General features: G+C 64.5%; 15 protein-coding genes. 8 read left to right on the forward strand and 7 right to left on the reverse strand.

Going from position 1 to position 17039, the window contains the following annotated elements:
- Positions 1-115 precede the first annotated feature (115 nt).
- Complete coding sequence (locus CAG34_RS17285; protein ID WP_025338900.1) at positions 116-799, reverse strand: TetR/AcrR family transcriptional regulator; 684 nt, start codon at positions 797-799, stop codon at positions 116-118.
- 139 nt (positions 800-938) lie between these two features.
- Positions 939-1823, reverse strand: a complete 885-nt coding sequence (locus CAG34_RS17290) for a hypothetical protein (protein WP_085591427.1) — start codon at positions 1821-1823, stop codon at positions 939-941.
- A 193-nt stretch (positions 1824-2016) separates the two neighbouring features.
- On the opposite strand from CAG34_RS17290, the gene CAG34_RS17295 reads away from it, so the two are divergent.
- The 5 genes from CAG34_RS17295 to CAG34_RS17315 all read left to right on the forward strand — a co-directional run bounded on the left by CAG34_RS17295 (position 2017) and on the right by CAG34_RS17315 (position 7361).
- Positions 2017-2997 carry an aliphatic sulfonate ABC transporter substrate-binding protein gene (locus CAG34_RS17295; protein ID WP_025338898.1) on the forward strand — a complete coding sequence of 327 codons (981 nt, stop codon included), beginning with the start codon at positions 2017-2019 and terminating at the stop codon, positions 2995-2997.
- Positions 2998-3013: 16 nt separating this feature from the next.
- A complete protein-coding gene (locus tag CAG34_RS17300) occupies positions 3014-4405 on the forward strand; it encodes an LLM class flavin-dependent oxidoreductase (RefSeq protein ID WP_085591429.1) in 1392 nt (463 codons plus the stop codon).
- Positions 4406-4511: 106 nt separating this feature from the next.
- A complete protein-coding gene (locus CAG34_RS17305; RefSeq protein WP_013972924.1) occupies positions 4512-5348 on the forward strand; it encodes a bifunctional allantoicase/(S)-ureidoglycine aminohydrolase in 837 nt (278 codons plus the stop codon).
- A gap of 160 nt (positions 5349-5508) precedes the next feature.
- Positions 5509-6108, forward strand: a complete 600-nt coding sequence (locus CAG34_RS17310) for an START domain-containing protein (RefSeq protein ID WP_085591431.1) — start codon at positions 5509-5511, stop codon at positions 6106-6108.
- Positions 6109-6425: 317 nt separating this feature from the next.
- Entirely contained in the window at positions 6426-7361 is a 936-nt protein-coding gene (locus CAG34_RS17315; RefSeq protein ID WP_085591433.1) for a LysR substrate-binding domain-containing protein, read from the forward strand.
- A 133-nt stretch (positions 7362-7494) separates the two neighbouring features.
- Here CAG34_RS17315 and CAG34_RS17320 read toward each other — a convergent pair whose 3' ends face one another.
- The gene (locus tag CAG34_RS17320; protein ID WP_085591435.1) at positions 7495-8913 is read right to left on the reverse strand and encodes an amino acid permease; all 1419 of its coding nucleotides are present in this window, start codon (positions 8911-8913) and stop codon (positions 7495-7497) included.
- Positions 8914-9256: 343 nt separating this feature from the next.
- Positions 9257-9679, reverse strand: coding sequence for an Lrp/AsnC family transcriptional regulator (locus CAG34_RS17325; protein WP_012272037.1), 423 nt, complete (start codon positions 9677-9679; stop codon positions 9257-9259).
- A gap of 187 nt (positions 9680-9866) precedes the next feature.
- Here CAG34_RS17325 and CAG34_RS17330 point away from each other — a divergent pair, with 187 nt between their 5' ends.
- Positions 9867-10919: an ornithine cyclodeaminase gene (locus CAG34_RS17330; RefSeq protein WP_085591437.1), complete on the forward strand. Its 1053-nt coding sequence runs from the start codon at positions 9867-9869 to the stop codon at positions 10917-10919.
- 25 nt (positions 10920-10944) lie between these two features.
- Positions 10945-11883 (forward strand): citrulline utilization hydrolase CtlX, encoded by a 939-nt coding sequence (gene ctlX, locus CAG34_RS17335; protein ID WP_178076941.1) that lies wholly within the window; start codon positions 10945-10947, stop codon positions 11881-11883.
- Positions 11884-12125: 242 nt separating this feature from the next.
- On the opposite strand, the gene CAG34_RS17340 is transcribed toward ctlX, so the two are convergent.
- Positions 12126-13007: a LysR substrate-binding domain-containing protein gene (locus CAG34_RS17340; RefSeq protein ID WP_085591441.1), complete on the reverse strand. Its 882-nt coding sequence runs from the start codon at positions 13005-13007 to the stop codon at positions 12126-12128.
- Between the two features lie 70 nt (positions 13008-13077).
- Complete coding sequence (ggt, locus tag CAG34_RS17345; protein WP_085591443.1) at positions 13078-14868, reverse strand: gamma-glutamyltransferase; 1791 nt, start codon at positions 14866-14868, stop codon at positions 13078-13080.
- 117 nt (positions 14869-14985) lie between these two features.
- Here ggt and CAG34_RS17350 point away from each other — a divergent pair, with 117 nt between their 5' ends.
- Positions 14986-15636, forward strand: coding sequence for an ankyrin repeat domain-containing protein (locus tag CAG34_RS17350; RefSeq protein WP_085591445.1), 651 nt, complete (start codon positions 14986-14988; stop codon positions 15634-15636).
- A 139-nt stretch (positions 15637-15775) separates the two neighbouring features.
- Here CAG34_RS17350 and pobA read toward each other — a convergent pair whose 3' ends face one another.
- Positions 15776-16963, reverse strand: a complete 1188-nt coding sequence (pobA, locus tag CAG34_RS17355) for a 4-hydroxybenzoate 3-monooxygenase (protein ID WP_085591447.1) — start codon at positions 16961-16963, stop codon at positions 15776-15778.
- Positions 16964-17039: the final 76 nt, after the last annotated feature.

Below are 17039 nucleotides of genomic sequence, written 5' to 3' on the forward strand. Positions count from 1 at the left end.
GGCCTTTTCGCGGGCGCGCCCGCTCCCACAGGATCACCACAGCATTCAAGGCAGATGCAGTACCTGTGGGAGCGGGCATGCCCGCGAAGGGGCCAGCCCAGGCACTGGAAAACCTTCAGGGGCGGCGCTCGATCTGGATGTACCGCAACACCGCATCACAGATCATGGCCTTGTGACGCAGCTTGACCTGCTCATCGGACAGGTCGATCTGGAAGATCTCGCCAAAGGTATGGCGGTTCGAAACCCGGTAGAAGCAGAACGAGCTCATCAGCATGTGCAGGTCGATGACCTCGATGCCGGCGCGGAACACACCTTCCTGCACCCCACGTCGCAAGGTACTGCCCAGGGCCTCGAGCACCAGGCTGCTCATTTCGCGAATCGCCGGCGACTGCTTGACGTACTCGCCGTAGTGGATGTTTTCGGTGCAGATGATCCGCACGAAATCGACGTTGCGGTCGTGGTGATCGAAGGTGAACTCCACCAGCCGGCGAATCGCCTGCTCGGCCGGCAGCGACTCCAGGTCCAGACTTTGCTCGGTCTTGCGGATGTCGCCGTACAGCTTGATCAGGCACTCGCAGTACAGCTGCTCCTTGCTGCCGAAGTAGTAGTAGATCATGCGCTTGGAAGTGGCGGTGCGCTCGGCGATGGCGTCGACGCGGGCACCGGCCAGCCCTTGCTGGACGAACTCGTTGATGGCGGCCTGGAGGATGTCCTCGCGCGTTTTCTCGGGGTTGTTCTTGCGCGTCTTGCGCCCCCCTTCGGTTTCAGGCTGGCCGAGGCTGACTACGGAATCACTCATACCCACTCACAGGCTGTTTATTGGAATGGAGGGATTATCCGCGAGCGCGGCCATGCAGGGAAGCGCGCTGTTGGTCGGGTAGCCATCACCCGCGGCAGCTGCCCACCCGCAAACGGCCTCTGCCCAGCCAGGCGCGGGGTCAGTCGCGCTGGGCGGTATTGCGCTCCAGCGGCGGGGTCAGGTGCAGCACACGGTTGCGCCCGCCTTCGGCCAGCAGGTAGCCGCCCTTGCCATCGGCAACGATCGACTGCGGCGCCTTGAGGAACGACAGCACGGTCTGCCGCGTGCCGTCGGCGCCGATGCGCAGCAGCCGGGCCCGGTGAGTGTTGTCTTCGCTGATCCACAGGCCGCGCGGGTCGCAGAACAGGAACGTCGGGTTGCGCAAGCCATCGACCACCACCGGGTCCCGGCCATCGTCGGACAGGGCGCGGACCTTGCCGTTGGCCTTTTCGGTATACAGCAGACGCCCGTCGCTGCAGCGGGTCAGGCCTTCGGTTTCGGTCAGGCCGGAGCGCAGCACATCGAGCTGGCCGCTGCGCCAGTCATAGCGCATCAAACGGCCATTGCCCTTGCGGTCCTCGATGGCGTACAGGTGCTCGCCGTCGTTCCACAGGCCCTGCACGCTCTCGCCATCGAACAGCCGCGTGATCTGGCCATCGCGGGCCAGGCTCACCGGGGCAAACCCGCCTTCCTGGCTGAACACCCAGCCTCCCTGCGCCGCCACCATGCCGTCGGGCTTGGACAGGTTGTCGATGACCACCACCCGATCACCTTGGGCGGTGATCCTGAGGATGCTGCCACGGCCATCGTCCAGTTCGCGGCTGACCAGCAGGCTGCCATCGGCTTGCGGCAACAGCGACGCGGCCTTGGTCACGTCGCGGTGCAGCACCTCGACGCCCCAGCCGGAGGCGGCCTGGACCGGGTAGAAACTCTGCCAGGCAAAGAAGCCCAGGGTGGCCGTGAGCAGGCCGGCGGTGGCGGCCAAGGCGATGCGGGTGCTGCGCTTGCGCAGGATGTGCGACATGTAGGGCTCCTCGGAAATGCCGGGGAGCCTAGCAAGCGAATGTGAAAAAAATGTCGTGGACCAACCATTACAAAACAAAAGGATATAAAAATAACAAAACAATCTAACATACAGGAATATAAAAATTGAAAGCCAAACGCCACCTCCTTAGTCTGGGCACATCGTTTCCCTTCCAGATCAAGGAGCAATGCCCATGCCCGCCCGTGCCTTCTCCCCCCTGCGCCGCCTGTTGATCGGCGGCTTGCTGGCCAGTGTCGCCAGTACCCTGTTGCCTTGGTCCCAAGCCCTGGCCGACGAGGCCAGGACCCTGCGCATCGGTTACCAGAAGTTCAACAGCATCAACATCCTCAAGGGCAGCGGCGCCCTGGAGAAGGCCCTGGCACCGCAAGGCGTGAAAGTCAGCTGGCACGAGTTCGCCGCCGGCCCGCAGTTGCTCGAAGCCTTGAGCACCGGCGCCATCGACCTCGGCCATGCCGCCGACGCACCCTCAGTGTTCGCCCAGGCCGCAGGCAAGCCGGTAGTGTACCTGGCTGCCGAGCAACCCTACCCACGCGGCATCGGCCTGGTGGTGCGCGAGCAGGACCACCTGGCCAGCGTGCAAGACCTCAAGGGCAAGCGCGTGGCCACCGGCCGCGGCTGGAACGCCCAATACCTGCTGGCCGTTGCCCTGGAACAGGCCGGCCTCAGCTACCAGGACATCACCCCGGCCTACGTCAACAACGCCGCCGATGCCGTGGCTGCCCTGCAATCGGGCAGCGTCCAGGCCGTGACCCTGTGGGACCCGTTCCTCGCCGCGGCAGAAAGCCAGCCGGGCCTGAAGAACCTGCGCGACGGCAGCGGCCTGTCCAACAACCGCACCTTCTACCTGTCCACCGCCAGCTTCGCCGACCAGCATCGCGCCTTGCTGAAGACTTTCTTCGCCGAACTGGGCAAGGTCAGCCAGTGGGCCAATGCCAAGCCTGCGGAAGTTGCCGCGCTGCTGGCCCCGCAACTGGGGATCAACGCCAACGTGCTGCAAGTTGCCAGCGAGCGGCGCAACTACAACGCCGTGGCCATTACCCCGCAGATCGTTGCCGAGCAACAGAAGCTGGCCGATACCTTCCAGGGCCTGGGCCTGATTCCACGCAAGCTGCAGGTGGCCGACGCGGTCTACCCGGCTTCCGTATTGCCTTGAGCGGAGCGCGCCCACCATGCCCCGCCCGATTCGCTTCAACGCCTTCAGCATGAATGCCGCCAGCCACCAGTCCCCCGGCCTGTGGCGCCACCCGCGCAACACCAGCGTGGCCTTCAACCGCCTGGGCTACTGGACCGACCTGGCCCGCCTGCTCGAACGCGGCCTGTTCGATGCCCTGTTCATCGCCGATGTGCTGGGCATCTACGACGTCTACCAGGGCGGCCCCGAAGCCGCCCTGCGCGGTGGCGTGCAGGTGCCGGTCAACGACCCGCTGCTGCTGGTGCCGGCCATGGCCGGGGTTACCGAGCACCTGGGCTTCGGCGTCACCTTCTCGCTCACCTACGAACACCCCTACCCGTTCGCCCGGCGCATGTCGACGCTCGACCACCTGAGCAATGGCCGGGTCGGCTGGAACATCGTCACCGGCTACCTCGACAGCGCCGCACGCAACCTGGGCCTGGCGCGCCAGCTGGGCCACGACCAGCGCTATGACCTGGCCGAGGAATACCTGCAGGTGCTGTACAAGCTCTGGGAGAAAAGCTGGGACGACGATGCGGTGCTGCTGGAGCGTGACAGCGGGCGCTATATCGAACCCACCCGGGTGCACCCCATCAACCATGTGGGTGAGCACTTCCAGGTGCCGGGCATGCACCTGTGCCAACCTTCGCCGCAACGCACGCCGGTGCTGTTCCAGGCCGGTGCTTCGGCACGCGGCCAGCAGTTCGCGGCGCGGCACGCCGAATGCGTGTTCATCAGCGGGCCGACGCCCACGGTACTGCGCCGCTACGCCGACGGCATCCGCCAGGCCAGCGAGGTGGCCGGGCGTGGCCGGGACGAGGTGCTGATCTACGCCCAGGCGCTGTTGATCGTCGCCCCTACCCGGGAGGAGGCCGAGGCGCGCTTCGCCGAATACCGCCGTTATGTCGACCTGGACGCCGCCCTGGCGCTGCTGTCGGGCTGGACCGGCATCGACTTTGCCGGCCTCGACCCCGATGCGCCCATCGAATACGTCGAGAACGATGCCGGCCGCGCGGCCCTGGCCGCCTTCACCGCCGCCGACCCGAACCGCCGCTGGACCGTGCGCGAGGCTGCCGAGTTCGTTGGCCTGGGCGGCCGTGGCCCGGTGCTGGTGGGTGCTGCCAGCGAGGTGGCCGACCAGCTGGAAAGCTGGCTGGACCAGACCGGCATCGATGGCTTCAACCTGACCTACGCAGTGCAACCGGACGACCTGGCAAATGTGGTCGAGCTGCTGGTGCCGGAGTTGCAACGCCGTGGCCGCTACCCGCTGAGTTATGCCGAAGGCACCTTGCGCCACAAGCTGTTCGGCCAGGGCGACCGCTTGCCGGAAGGGCACGCTGGCCGGCAGGTTCGCATTCAGCCGGCAAATACCGGGTATTCCAACATTTAATTTGTGGATGGCGCACACTCGACCCTATTCTGTCGCCACATCCCCTGCGCCGCACCGGCCGGTGCGGTTCACGGCATGGGGAGAGAACAACAAGTCGAGATCGTCCATGTCGAACCATTCGTACTTCGCCCCCCACGGTGGGCACCCGGCTCAGACCGAGCTGCTGACTGACCGTGCCATGTTCACCGAAGCCTATGCCGTCATCCCCAAGGGCGTGATGCGTGACATCGTCACCAGCCACCTGCCGTTCTGGGACAAGATGCGCATGTGGGTCATCGCCCGCCCGCTGACCGGTTTTGCCGAAACCTTCTCCCAGTACATCGTCGAAGTGGCCCCGGAAGGCGGCAGCGAACGCCCTGAGCTGGACCCGAACGCCGAAGCCGTGGTGTTCATCGTCGAAGGCGAACTGGACATCACCGTCGAAGGCAAGCACCACACCCTGGTACCGGGCGGCTACGCCTTCCTGGCCCCGGGCGCCGAGTGGAGCCTGCGCAACAACAGCAAGTCCAACGTCACCTTCCACTGGCTGCGCAAGCACTACCAGAAGGTCGAAGGCCTGGACGTTCCCGAGTCGTTCGTTACCCACCGTGACAACGCCACTGTCATCGAGATGCCGGGTACCGAAGGCCGCTGGGTCACCACCCGCTTCGTCGACATGGCCGACATGCGCCACGACATGCACGTGAACATCGTCACCTTCCAGCCGGGCGGCGTGATCCCGTTCGCCGAGACCCACGTGATGGAACACGGCCTGTACGTGCTGGAAGGCAAGGCGGTGTACCGCCTGAACCAGGACTGGGTCGAAGTGGAAGCCGGCGACTTCATGTGGCTGCGCGCCTTCTGCCCGCAAGCCTGCTACGCCGGCGGCCCAGGCAAGTTCAGCTACCTGCTGTACAAGGACGTGAACCGTCACGTGCACCTGACGCTCAACCCTAAGCGTTGATGCATTGGGGGCGCTTTGCGCCCCTTTCGCGACACAAGGCCGCTCCCACATAAGTACGGTGTACGCCGAACCCTGTGGCAGCGGCCTTGTGTCGCGAAAGGGCTGCAAAGCAGCCCCATTAGCCGCATACTGAAAATCCTGCCCCCGCGCGGTACCAGCCATGAACCGCTGCCTGCTGCTCGCCGCCCTGCTGCTCTGCCCCCCCGCCCCAGCCGCCGATGACTGGAACCTGGCCTACGACCGCGAAGGCATCCGCGTTTACCTGAGCGCCGCCCCCGACTCGCCCTACCAGCAATTCCGTGGTGTCAGCACCATGAAAGCCAGCGTTCGCACGCTCACCGACCTGCAGGAGAACCTGCGGGTGGCCTGCAAGTGGCTGTACGCCTGCGCCGAGATGCGCTTGCTGGATGTGCAGGGCGAAAACACCTGGGTGTACCTGACCACCAACCTGCCGTGGCCGACAATGCCGCGGGACATCGTGCTGAAGGTCACCACCGAACGCCTGGACGACGGCACGCTGTTGCGCCACCTGAGCGCCGAGCCAGACAGGATCCCCAAGGTAGATGGGCTGATCCGTGTGCAGCAGCTCAACGGCGAGTGGCGGATGAAACCGCTGGGTGAGCGCAGGACCGAAGTGACCTACCAACTGCAGGCCGACCCTGCGGGGGATGTGCCGGGGTGGCTGGCCAACCGGTTTGTGGTGGATGCGCCAGTGGTGACGTTGCGGACACTGCGAGCGGTGGCCGAGCGCCAGCCCTAGAAAATATTGAAAACCTGCACCGGCCTCATCGCCGGCAAGCCAGCTCCCACAGGTACAGCGTTGCTCTCGAGGTTGTCGCTGTACCTGTAGGAGCGGCCAACTTTTAGAATTTGAGCAAGACAGTTGCTCCCACAGATACTGTGCAAAGCTCGAGGTCGATGCAATCGAGGTGGGAGCTGGCTTGCCAGCGATGAGGCCAGAACAGGCAACACAAGACAGTTGCTCCAACGGCCCTTTCGGGCTACCGCCATCGCGCTTTTTCTGCCACTGTGCCCGCGCGGCGCGGACCAGCGCGCCGCGCCTGGCCAGGACGTCACATGAAAACACAAGAAAATGGCAACACGCACAAAGGCTACCGGCGCATCATCCCGTCGATGACCGCGCTGCTCGAATTCGAAGCGGTAGCCCGCCACACCAGTTTCACCCTGGCCGCCCAGGAGCTGGGCGTCACCCAGGCCGCGGTCAGCAAGCAGGTCAGACAGCTTGAAGAAAACCTCGGCCGCCAACTGTTCCAGCGCCTGCACCGCGGCATCCGCCTGACCAGCGAGGGCCAGGCGCTGTACGCGGTGGTTTCCGATTCCATGCAGAAGATCGCCTCGGTCTTCGACCGCCTCAGCGAAGGCGACAGCGAACAGGAACTGGTGCTCAGCTCCACCGCCACCTTCTCCCAGTTGCGGGTGATGCCGCGCCTGGGCAGCCTGCGCAGCGCCCTGCCCCAGGTGCGCCTGCGCCTGGCCACGCAGATGTTCACCGGCGACCTGCGCAACCACGATGTCGACCTGCTGGTGCGCTATGGCAATGGCCGCTGGGAAGACGGCATTGCCCTGCACCTGTTCGATGAAGAGATCTTCCCGGTGTGCTCGCCGGCCTGGCTGGCGCACAACCCGCTGCCGGACTCGCTGGAGGCGCTGTACCGGGCCGACCTGCTGGATGCCGATGCCACCACCGAAGGCTGGATGACCTGGCCCACCTGGTTCCGCGCTCTGGGCGGCAACCCGCCGAAGCTGCACTACAACCTGCGCTGCCAGCTGTATACCGACACCATCCAGGGCGCACTGCATGGGCATGGTGTGGCACTGGGCTGGGGGCGCATGCTCGACCACCTGCTGGCGTCCGGCGAACTGGTGCGCCTGACCGACCTGGTGGTGCGGCCGCGAGAGGCCTATTACCTGGTGGTGCCTCACGGGCGCACCACTACCCCGACCATTCTGGGGCTGGTGGACTGGCTGCGCGATACTTTGCCTGCCAGCTGAACAAGTAACTGGGGCCGCTTTGCGGCCCATCGCCGGCAAGCCAGCTCCCACAGGTGGACCACAGCCCTTAAACCTGCGCAGTACCTGTGGGAGCTGGCTTGCCGGCGATGGGCTGCACAGCAGCCCCAAAGTGCTAAGCGGCAGTAGCTGCCTGCGGCCGAGCACAGGCCCTGGCTCTGCGCCGATAGGCCAGCAACAGGCCTGCGTACCACAGCGGCGTCACGTACAGCGCGGTGCGGGTGTCCGGCTCCAGCGCCAGCAGGCATAGCACGAAGATCAGGAACAGCTGCGACAGCGCAGCGGTGACCTTGCCACCAGGCAGCTTGAACGTCGACTGCTCATGCGCCTGCGGATCCTGTCTGCGATAGGCGAAGTAGGACAGCAGGATCAGCGACCAGGTAACGATGATCATCACCGCGGAAATGGTCGACACCAGGGTGAACACGGTCATCACCTCGGGGATCACGAACAGCAGCGTCAGTGCAATCGCCATGCACACCCCCGAGAACACCAGCGCGCGCACCGGCGTACCCGAGCCCGACAACCGCCCGAACGCCAGCGGTGCCTGCTGCTGGTGCGACAGGCCGTAGAGCATCCGCGAGCCGGAATACACGCCGCTGTTGGCCGACGAGGCCGCAGAGGTCAGCACCACGAAGTTGATGATGCCAGCGGCAGCGGGCAACCCACCCAGCAGGAACAGTTCGACGAACGGGCTGCGATTGGCCGGCACATTGGCCCAGGAGATGACACTGATGATGCACACCAGCGAGCAGATGTAGAACAGCAGGATACGTATCGGGATGGTGTTGATGGCCTTGGGCAAGGTCCGCTCCGGGTCCTTGGCCTCCGCGGCTGCGGTGCCGATCAGCTCGGTACCGACGAAGGAGAATATGGCGATCTGGAACCCGGCGAGGAAACCGAGGATGCCATGCGGCATGACCACGCCCGGGGCCACCAGGTGGCTGAACGAGGCGGTCACCCCGGCCGGCGAGGTGTAGGAGGTGGCGACCATCACCAGGCCGGTTACCACCAGCAGCACGATGGCCACGATCTTGATCAGGCCGAACCAGAACTCCACCTCGCCAAACGCTTTCACCGCCAGCATGTTCAGCCCCAGCAGCAGGAACATGGTGGCGAATGCCGGTAGCCAGGTGGGTACATCCGGGTACCAGTACTGCACGAACCCCGCCACTACCACCACATCGCCCACCGCCGCGACCACCCAACTCAGCCAGTACGACCAACTGAGGATGTAACCGGCCCTTGGCCCCAGGTAGTTGTGCACCAGGTCGGCGAACGATTCCATCTGCAGGTTGGCCAGCAGCATCTCGCCCATGGCCCGCATGACGCAGAACACGAAAAAGCCGATGATGGCGTACACCAGGATGATCGACGTGCCGGACAGCGCAATGATCTTGCCCGAGCCCATGAACAGGCCGGTGCCAATTGCGCCACTGATCGAAATAAGCTGGATATGCCGGTTTTCCAGCCGGCGCTTGAGCACGCGGCCATCTTCCGGAACTGCGCTTTGCGCGTTGCACGTTTGCTGCATAGTTGACCTCTTATTCTTTTTTTGTAAAACCTCAGCGCCCCGCGCCGCACCAGTTAGTTGGTACTCAAGTGCAGGCTTTTAGTCATTCAAGACTGTCGAAGCGTGGGTATTGACACAGATGAAGAACAGTTCCCGATGCAACTTCGCAGCGGGCTTACTTATTCTATTGAAACGCACCAGAGTGGCGCGCCCGATACAGCCCCGCGAAAGCTGTTTCATTCTGCCAGCGGCCCGGGTCAAGCGGAACGCTACAGAATGCACACAGCCAAAGGGATTTTGTGCAGTGTGAAAAGCCTGGGTGACAGTTTGCACAATGCACCTGCCACAAGGCCTGACCCAGCGGTCACATCTTGTAGGTCGAGAGCAGGATGCTGGTCTCGGTGTTTTCGATGTGCGGTATCGAGCGGATGGTGTTCAACGCCCGGTCGAAGGCCTCGAGGGTGTCGGCACGCAGCTCTGCCATCAGGTCCCAGCGGCCATTGGTGGTATGGATGGCCACCACGTTGGGATGCCCACGCAGCGCGTGCTTGACCTCTGCGGCGTGGTGGCCGCTGATGCCGATGCTGGTGATGGCCCGCACACCCTGCTCCAGCGCATCGGAGCGCAGGCGTACCGTGTAGCCAATGATCACGCCCTGCTCTTCGAGCCGGGTGATGCGGTTTTGCACGGTTGCCCTGGCTACCTTGAGCTTCTTCGCCAGGGTCAGCACGGGGGTGCGCGCGTTGTCCCGCAACAGCGCAATCAGTTCCCGATCGATAGTATCCATGGATGCCTGCCAAATAATCAGATTGCTATTTTGGGGTGGCAGATTGTCTAGAAAGTTGATGAAACTGGCAACCTGCTCTCTTCATCTTGACGCAACCTTTCATCAAAATGTTCACGCCACTTCAACAATCTCAAGCGTTCACCCCGCAGGCCACTGGAGTGAAAGCGCAATAATAAGGTGCAAGAGCATGACGTATTTCATTGATGTTCCAACCATGTCGGACTTGGTACATGACATTGGCGTAGCGCCGTTCATTGGCGAACTGGCCGCAGCCATTCGCGAAGATTACAAACGCTGGCAGGAGTTTGATAAATCCGCGCGTGTTGCCAGCCATTCGGAAGTCGGCGTGATCGAACTGATGCCGGTCGCCGACAACAGCCGTTATGCCTTCAAATACGTCAATGGCCACCCGGCCAACACCGCCCGCGACCTGCATACGGTGATGGCCTTCGGCGTGCTGGCCGATGTCGATACCGGCTACCCGGTGCTGCTGTCCGAACTGACCATCGCCACCGCCCTGCGCACTGCGGCCACCTCGCTGATGGCAGCGCAGGCGCTGGCCCGGCCGAACTCGCGCAAGATGGCGCTGATCGGCAACGGTGCGCAAAGCGAATTCCAGGCACTGGCCTTCCACAAGCACCTGGGCATCGAAGAAATCGTCGCCTACGACACCGACCCGCAGGCCACCGCCAAGCTGATCGCCAACCTCAAGGAATACAGCGGCCTGACCATCCGCCGCGCCGGCTCGGTGGCAGAAGCGGTGAAAGGCGTGGACATCATCACCACGGTGACCGCCGACAAGGCCTACGCCACCATCATCACCCCCGACATGCTCGAGCCTGGCATGCACCTGAATGCCGTGGGTGGCGACTGCCCGGGCAAGACCGAACTGCATGCCGATGTGCTGCGCAGCGCCCGGGTGTTCGTCGAATACGAGCCGCAAACCCGCATCGAAGGTGATATCCAGCAGTTGCCGGCGGACTTCCCGGTGGTCGACCTGTGGCGTGTGCTGCGCGGCGAGACCGAGGGCCGCCAGAGTGACGCCCAGGTCACCGTGTTCGACTCGGTGGGCTTCGCCCTGGAGGACTACACCGTACTACGGTACGTACTACAGCAGACCGAAAAACGCGGCATGGGCAGCAAGATCGACCTGGTGCCTTGGGTGGAGGATGACCCCAAGGACCTGTTCAGCCATACCCGCGGTCGCGCTGCCAAAAGCCGCATCCGACGCGTTGCCTAACCCTGCTCCCAACCTGGTATTTCACATGGCATTTCCAACGCGTTCCATTCAGGCACCTGCAGCAGTGGTCATGGTCAGGCCGCATGCCTTCACCCCCAACCCGGAAACCGCAGCCGACAACTCGTTCCAGCGCAGCAACCCCGACATCGCCGCCCAGGCCCTGGCCGAGGTGGCACGCGATGAGGTCACCCAGGCTGCCGGGAGGCTCGAGGCCGAGGGCGTGCGGGTGCATCTGTTCGACGACTTCGGCGAGCACAACACCCCCGACTCGGTATTCCCCAACAACTGGTTTTCCACCCACCCCGGGGGGCACATCGCGATCTACTCGATGTACTCGCGCAACCGCCGCCGCGAACGGCGCGCCGATGTGATCGAGATGCTCAAGCACGAGTACCGGGTGCAGGATGTGATCGACTATTCGGGGCTGGAGCAGGACGAACTGTTCCTTGAAGGGACCGGCGCCATGGTCTTCGACCACCTGTCGCGGGTGGCCTACACCGCGCGCTCCAACCGCGCCGACCCGATTGCCCTGGAGCGCTTCAGTACGCACTTCAACTTCGAGCCGATGGTGTTCGACACCGCCGATGAACAAGGCACGCCGATCTACCACACCAATGTGCTGATGTGCGTGGCGACGGAGTTTGCGCTGGTGGGTTTTGGCACCTTCACCAACAAGGTGCGGGCCGAGGAAGTGCGCATGCGCCTGCTTGAGTCGGGCCGCGATGTGATCGACCTGAGCAACCGGCAGATCAGCCAGTTCGCCGGCAATGCCATCGAACTGTCCGGGCGTGACGGGCGCATCCTGGCGCTGTCACGCAAGGCCTTCGACAGCCTGACCGGCGAACAGCGCCAGCGCATCGAACGCTCGGCGCGGCTGGTGCCACTCGATGTGCCGACCATCGAGATGGCAGGGGGCTCGGTGCGCTGCATGATTGCCGGGATTCATTTGTCGCCCAGAAGCTAGCGTTGATGCTGCAATTTTTTGGGGCTGCTGCGCAGCCCATCGCAGGCAAGCCAGCTCCCACCTCGACCGCATTGGCCTCAAGCCATACGCAAACCCTGTGGGAGCTGGCTTGCCGGCGATGAGGCCAGGACAGGCAACACAAGACAGTTGCTCCCACCGTGACCGCATTGGCCTCAATGCCATACGCAAACCCTGTGGGAGCTGGCTTGCCGGCGATGGGCCGCAAAGCGGCCCCAACCCTGTCAGATCCCGCCACCCGCAAGCAATTGCGTCATCACCTCGGCCAACGCCTTGACCATCACATCCGCCGTCGGCCGGTGGACGATGACGATTTCATAGCTGTCGACCTCCGGCAACCCTTGCCCTGCCCCCAGCACCCGGTGCTCGCCAGTGGCCGCCCGTGGCGGCAGCAGGCTGATACCCATGCCATCGGCGACCGCTGCCTGGATGCCGCTGAGGCTGGAGCTGGTGAAGCTGATGCGCCAACGCCGGCCCATGCCTTCGATGGCGGTGATCATGTCGTCGCGGTACAGGCCGCGGGGCGGGAAGGTCACCAGCGGGATCGGGTCCAGTTCGAAGGCGGGCGTGCGCGCGCTGTCGATCCACTGCAGGCGCTCGGGCCAGCAGGCCACGCCTTCGCGGCTGTTGCGCCGCTGCTTGAGCAACACCAGGTCGAGCTCACCGTTGTCGTAGGCCTGGCTGAGGTCGCGGCACAGGCCGCTGGTCACTTCCAGCTTCACCTGCGGGTGCAGCCGGCTGAACGCCGACAGCGCATTGGTGGTACGCCCGCCCACGAAGTCCTCAGGCACGCCAAGGCGCACGGTCATGCCAACCATCGCCCCGGCCAAGGCTTCGAGCATCTGGTCGTTGAGGGCCAGCATGTGCCGGGCATAGCCGAGCAGGGTCTGCCCGGCGTCGGTCGGCAGCACGTCGCGATTGCCACGCACCAGCAGACGGTGGCCAACCATATCCTCCAGGCGGCGCACCTTCTGGCTGATAGTCGATTGGGTGGAGTGCAGGCGCGCAGCAGCCGTGGTGAAGCTGCCGCAATCGGCCACCACGACAATGGCACGCAACAGGTCGAGGTCGAACAGGGCCCTATTCGATTTCACGCTGATGGACATCTTGATATTCAACTTCTGAATGACAAGACTGACTTCTATCACGCCACCTGCTGCACCGCAACGCGCACTGCTAGTCGCCGACTGCCACGCCTTCGCGCCGAGGGTCGGCACCACCCGACCAACCCTCGCCACTGCGCAGGATAATCTGCATGCCACTGGTCATGGTCATCGGCGTCACCTCATGCCCCCAGGCTGCCAACTGGCGGATCAGTGCCGGGCTGGCCAACCCCGCCTCTACCTCGGTGCCGGCATTGCGGCTGCCGAAGTTGGGCAGGCCGGCGGCCTGCTGCGGGTCGAGCTGCCAATCCAGCAGGCCGATCAGCGCCTTGTTCACGTAGCCGATGATCTGCGAGCCGCCGGGCGAGCCCAGGCTGGCCACCAGCTCGCCGGAAGCTTGCGAGAACACCAGGGTCGGCGCCATGGCCGACAGTGGCCGTTTGCCCGGTTGCACCCGGTTGGCCACAGGCTTGCCTTGTTCCCGGGGGATGAACGAGAAGTCGGTCAGGTGGTTGTTGAGCAAAAAGCCCTTGACCATCAGGTGCGAGCCGAACGCTGCTTCCACCGAAGTGGTCATGGCCAGGGCCTGGCCGCGGTCATCCACCGCACTGAGGTGCGAGGTGGATATGCGCAGCGGCGAGCGGTCAGGCGCCAGGGCCAGGTCGGCCCCCTGCGGCTGGCCCGGGCGGGCGCGTTTCATGCTGTACTCGCCGACCTGCGCAGCGCGGCTGGCCAGGTACGCGGAGTCGGTCAGGGCCTTGAGCGGCACCGGCACGTAATCGCTGTCGGCCAGGTACTGGGCGCGGTCGGCATAGGCCAGGCGCTCGGCCTCGGCAACCAGGTGCACGGCCAGCGGCGGGGCTTCCAGCCCGGCAACCGACGAAGTGCGCAGCGGCCGCATGGCGGCAAGGTCGCGCTGTGGCGAAGCCCGTTGCAGTGCCTCCAAGATGCCCAGGGTCTGCAGCACCGTCACCCCGCCCGACGACGGCGGCGGCATGCCACAGATGCGCCAGGCCTTGTAGGGGCCGCACAGCGGCTCGCGCATCTTGGCCCGGTATTGCTGCATATCCTGCAACGACAGGTAGCCGGCATTGGCATGGCTGCGCACCTTGGCGACGATGGCTTCGGCGATCTCGCCGCTGTAGAACACTTCGGGGCCGTGCGCGGCAATCTGCTCGAAGGTTTGCGCAAGCTCGGGGTTGCGCAAGGTAGCCCCCACCGCCAGTGGCTTGCCCTGTTCATCCAGGAAGTAGCGGGCCATGGCGGGTGAACGGGCAATGAACGGGTCGCCCGCCACCAGCGTGTGAAGGCGCTCGGAAACCGCGAAACCGTTACGTGCCAGCGCAATGGCCGGGGCGAACAGGTCGCTCCAGGGCAGCTTGCCGTGCTGCTCATGGGCCAGCTTCAGGGCACGCAGAACTCCCGGTACGCCCACCGAACGCCCGCCGATCTGCGCCGCCCTGAATGGCATCGGTGAACCATCGGCCTGCAGGAACAGGTTTTCCGTCACCGCCGCCGGGGCTGCCTCGCGGCCATCGAACGCCTGTACGCGCTGCCCATCCCAGTAGAGGATGAACGCCCCGCCGCCAATGCCGCTGGATTGCGGTTCGACCAGGGTCAGCACCATCTGCATGGCGATGGCCGCGTCGATGGCGCTGCCACCGGCGCGCAGCATCGCCCGCCCCGCCTCGCTGGCCAGCGGGTTGGCGGCGGCGGACATGTGCCGGCTGGCATGCACCGGCTGCAGGCCAGTACGGTAGCCGGAGGCCAGTTCCGGTGGTGCGGGCAGCACCTGGTCGGCACAGGCCCAGCCACTGGCAGCTACCAGGCACAAGGCGCCCATCAGGGGGGTGGAGAATGTCATCGTTATGCTTCCTGCCATTACCTATTCAGCAAGGCACTGTCTGTCATGCGCAAACTTAACTTCAAGCCCTGGCATGTTTTTTCTAGGATGCGGGCAGGTCATCGAGGAGCCTGCCCCATGCGTTCACTACTTGCTGCGATGCTGTTCGCCCTGTGCACCAGCCTTGCCGCCCACGCCGAGAGCACTGCCATGGACAACCGCCTGCACAACGCTGCCCGTCACGATGATGTGCGCACCCTGCAACAACTGCTGGCACAAGGTGCGAAGCTGGAGAGCCGAGACGAGCAAGGGCGCACTGCCCTGCTGGTGGCTACCCACGGCAACCAGGTTGCGGCCGCGAAAGCGCTGATCGAGGCCGGTGCCGATGTGAATGCCAAGGACAACATCGACGACAGCCCGTACCTGTATGCCGGGGCGCGAGGCCTGAACGACATCCTGCGGCTGACCTTGAGCCACGGTGCCGACCTCAAGAGCACCAACCGGTACGGAGGCACTGCGCTGATACCCGCCGCCGAACGCGGGCATGTCGAGACCGTGCAGTTGCTGATCGATGCCGGGGTGGACGTGAACCATCTCAACCGCCTGCACTGGACTGCGCTGCTGGAGGCGGTGATCCTCGGTGACGGCGGGCCGCGGCATGTGGAGATCGTGCGCCGGCTACTGGCGGCCGGGGCGGATCGGCAGATTGCCGACAAGGATGGGGTGACCGCGATGGAGCATGCGCGGCAGCGGGGGTATCAGGAGATGGAGGCGTTACTGGCCCGCTAGGCAAGGTTGCATGGCACGGGCTTCGCCCGTGATCGCCGGCAAGCCAGCTCCCACAGGGATAGCGCCTGGCTCGAGGCCGATGCGGTCGAGGTGGGAGCTGGCTTGCCGGCGATGAGGCCAGGACAGGCAGCACAGGACCTCAGGCCACTTCTTCGAACGGCAGCCCTACATAGTTCTCGGCAATGTTCACCAACCCCGCCGGCGAGGTCAGGAAGTACTCGCGGTCGGCCTCCTGCATCTTCTGGTCCCAGGCGTCCTTGTGGCTGCCGAAGTCATGCAGCAGCTGGGTCATGAACCAGCTGAAACGCTCGCCTTTCCACACTCGGCGCAGGGCCAGCGGCGAATACTGCTGCAGCAGGTCGGTGCGCCCTTCGCGGTACACCTTGACCAGGATGCGGTACAGGTAGTTGACGTCCGATGCCGCCAGGTTCAGGCCCTTGGCGCCGGTCGGCGGGACGATATGCGCGGCATCCCCGACCAGGAACAGATGACCATACTGCATCGGCTCGACCACCAGGCTGCGCAGCGGCGCGATGCTCTTTTCCAGGGCCGGGCCGGTGACCAGGCGCGCAGCCACGTCTGCGGGCAATCGTGCCTTCAGCTCCTCCCAGAAGCGCTCGTCGGACCACGCCTCCACCTGCTCTTCCAGCGGTACCTGCAGGTAGTAGCGGCTACGGGTGTGCGAACGCTGGCTGCACAGCACGAAACCGCGTTCGTGGTGGGCGTAGATCAGTTCGTGGTTGACCGGTGGCGTGTCTGACAGCATGCCCAGCCAGCCAAACGGGTAGACCCGCTCGTACTGTTTGAGGATGCCTTCGGGGATGCTCTGCCGCGAGACACCGTGGAAGCCGTCACAGCCGGCAATGTAGTCGCAGTCCACCCGGTGCACCTGGCCGTCTTTTTCATAGGTCAGGTAGGGCCGTTCGCCCTTGAGTTCGTGCGGCTGGACATTGCTTGCCGAATAGATGATCGGCGCACCGCTGGCTTCACGTGCCTGCATCAGGTCACGGGTGACTTCGGTCTGGCCGTATACCATCACCGTCTTGCCACCGGTCAGGGCCTTGAGGTCCAGGCGTTGACGCCGCCCGCCGACCAGCAGTTCGACACCCTCGTGTACCAGGCCTTCACGGTCCATGCGCTCGGCCACACCGGCTTCACGCAGCAGGTCGACCGTGCCTTGCTCCAGCACCCCGGCACGGATGCGGCCAAGCACGTATTCGGGCGCCTGGCGTTCGACGATGACCGTATCGATACCGGCCTTGTGCAGCAGTTGGCCCAGCAGCAGGCCAGACGGACCTGCACCAATAATTGCGACCTGAGTTTTCATTGTTGTTGTCTCTGTGCGGACGATGCCGGCCCTGGACTGGCAGTGGGGCGGCATCTGCTGTTAGGGTTTGCCCTTG

The sequence above is a fragment of the Pseudomonas sp. B14(2017) genome (assembly GCF_002113255.1).
Lineage (GTDB): Bacteria > Pseudomonadota > Gammaproteobacteria > Pseudomonadales > Pseudomonadaceae > Aquipseudomonas > Aquipseudomonas putida_Z.

Excerpts from the sequence above, each read along its gene's own strand:
- CAG34_RS17285 (WP_025338900.1), bottom strand. The coding sequence starts at position 799 with ATGAGTGATTCCGTAGTCAGCCTCGGCCAGCCTGAAACCGAAGGGGGG.
- CAG34_RS17290 (WP_085591427.1), bottom strand. The coding sequence starts at position 1,823 with ATGTCGCACATCCTGCGCAAGCGCAGCACCCGCATCGCCTTGGCCGCC.
- CAG34_RS17295 (WP_025338898.1), top strand. The coding sequence starts at position 2,017 with ATGCCCGCCCGTGCCTTCTCCCCCCTGCGCCGCCTGTTGATCGGCGGC.
- CAG34_RS17300 (WP_085591429.1), top strand. The coding sequence starts at position 3,014 with ATGCCCCGCCCGATTCGCTTCAACGCCTTCAGCATGAATGCCGCCAGC.
- CAG34_RS17305 (WP_013972924.1), top strand. The coding sequence starts at position 4,512 with ATGTCGAACCATTCGTACTTCGCCCCCCACGGTGGGCACCCGGCTCAG.
- CAG34_RS17310 (WP_085591431.1), top strand. The coding sequence starts at position 5,509 with ATGAACCGCTGCCTGCTGCTCGCCGCCCTGCTGCTCTGCCCCCCCGCC.
- CAG34_RS17315 (WP_085591433.1), top strand. The coding sequence starts at position 6,426 with ATGAAAACACAAGAAAATGGCAACACGCACAAAGGCTACCGGCGCATC.
- CAG34_RS17320 (WP_085591435.1), bottom strand. The coding sequence starts at position 8,913 with ATGCAGCAAACGTGCAACGCGCAAAGCGCAGTTCCGGAAGATGGCCGC.
- CAG34_RS17325 (WP_012272037.1), bottom strand. The coding sequence starts at position 9,679 with ATGGATACTATCGATCGGGAACTGATTGCGCTGTTGCGGGACAACGCG.
- CAG34_RS17330 (WP_085591437.1), top strand. The coding sequence starts at position 9,867 with ATGACGTATTTCATTGATGTTCCAACCATGTCGGACTTGGTACATGAC.
- ctlX (WP_178076941.1), top strand. The coding sequence starts at position 10,945 with ATGGCATTTCCAACGCGTTCCATTCAGGCACCTGCAGCAGTGGTCATG.
- CAG34_RS17340 (WP_085591441.1), bottom strand. The coding sequence starts at position 13,007 with ATGTCCATCAGCGTGAAATCGAATAGGGCCCTGTTCGACCTCGACCTG.
- ggt (WP_085591443.1), bottom strand. The coding sequence starts at position 14,868 with ATGACATTCTCCACCCCCCTGATGGGCGCCTTGTGCCTGGTAGCTGCC.
- CAG34_RS17350 (WP_085591445.1), top strand. The coding sequence starts at position 14,986 with ATGCGTTCACTACTTGCTGCGATGCTGTTCGCCCTGTGCACCAGCCTT.
- pobA (WP_085591447.1), bottom strand. The coding sequence starts at position 16,963 with ATGAAAACTCAGGTCGCAATTATTGGTGCAGGTCCGTCTGGCCTGCTG.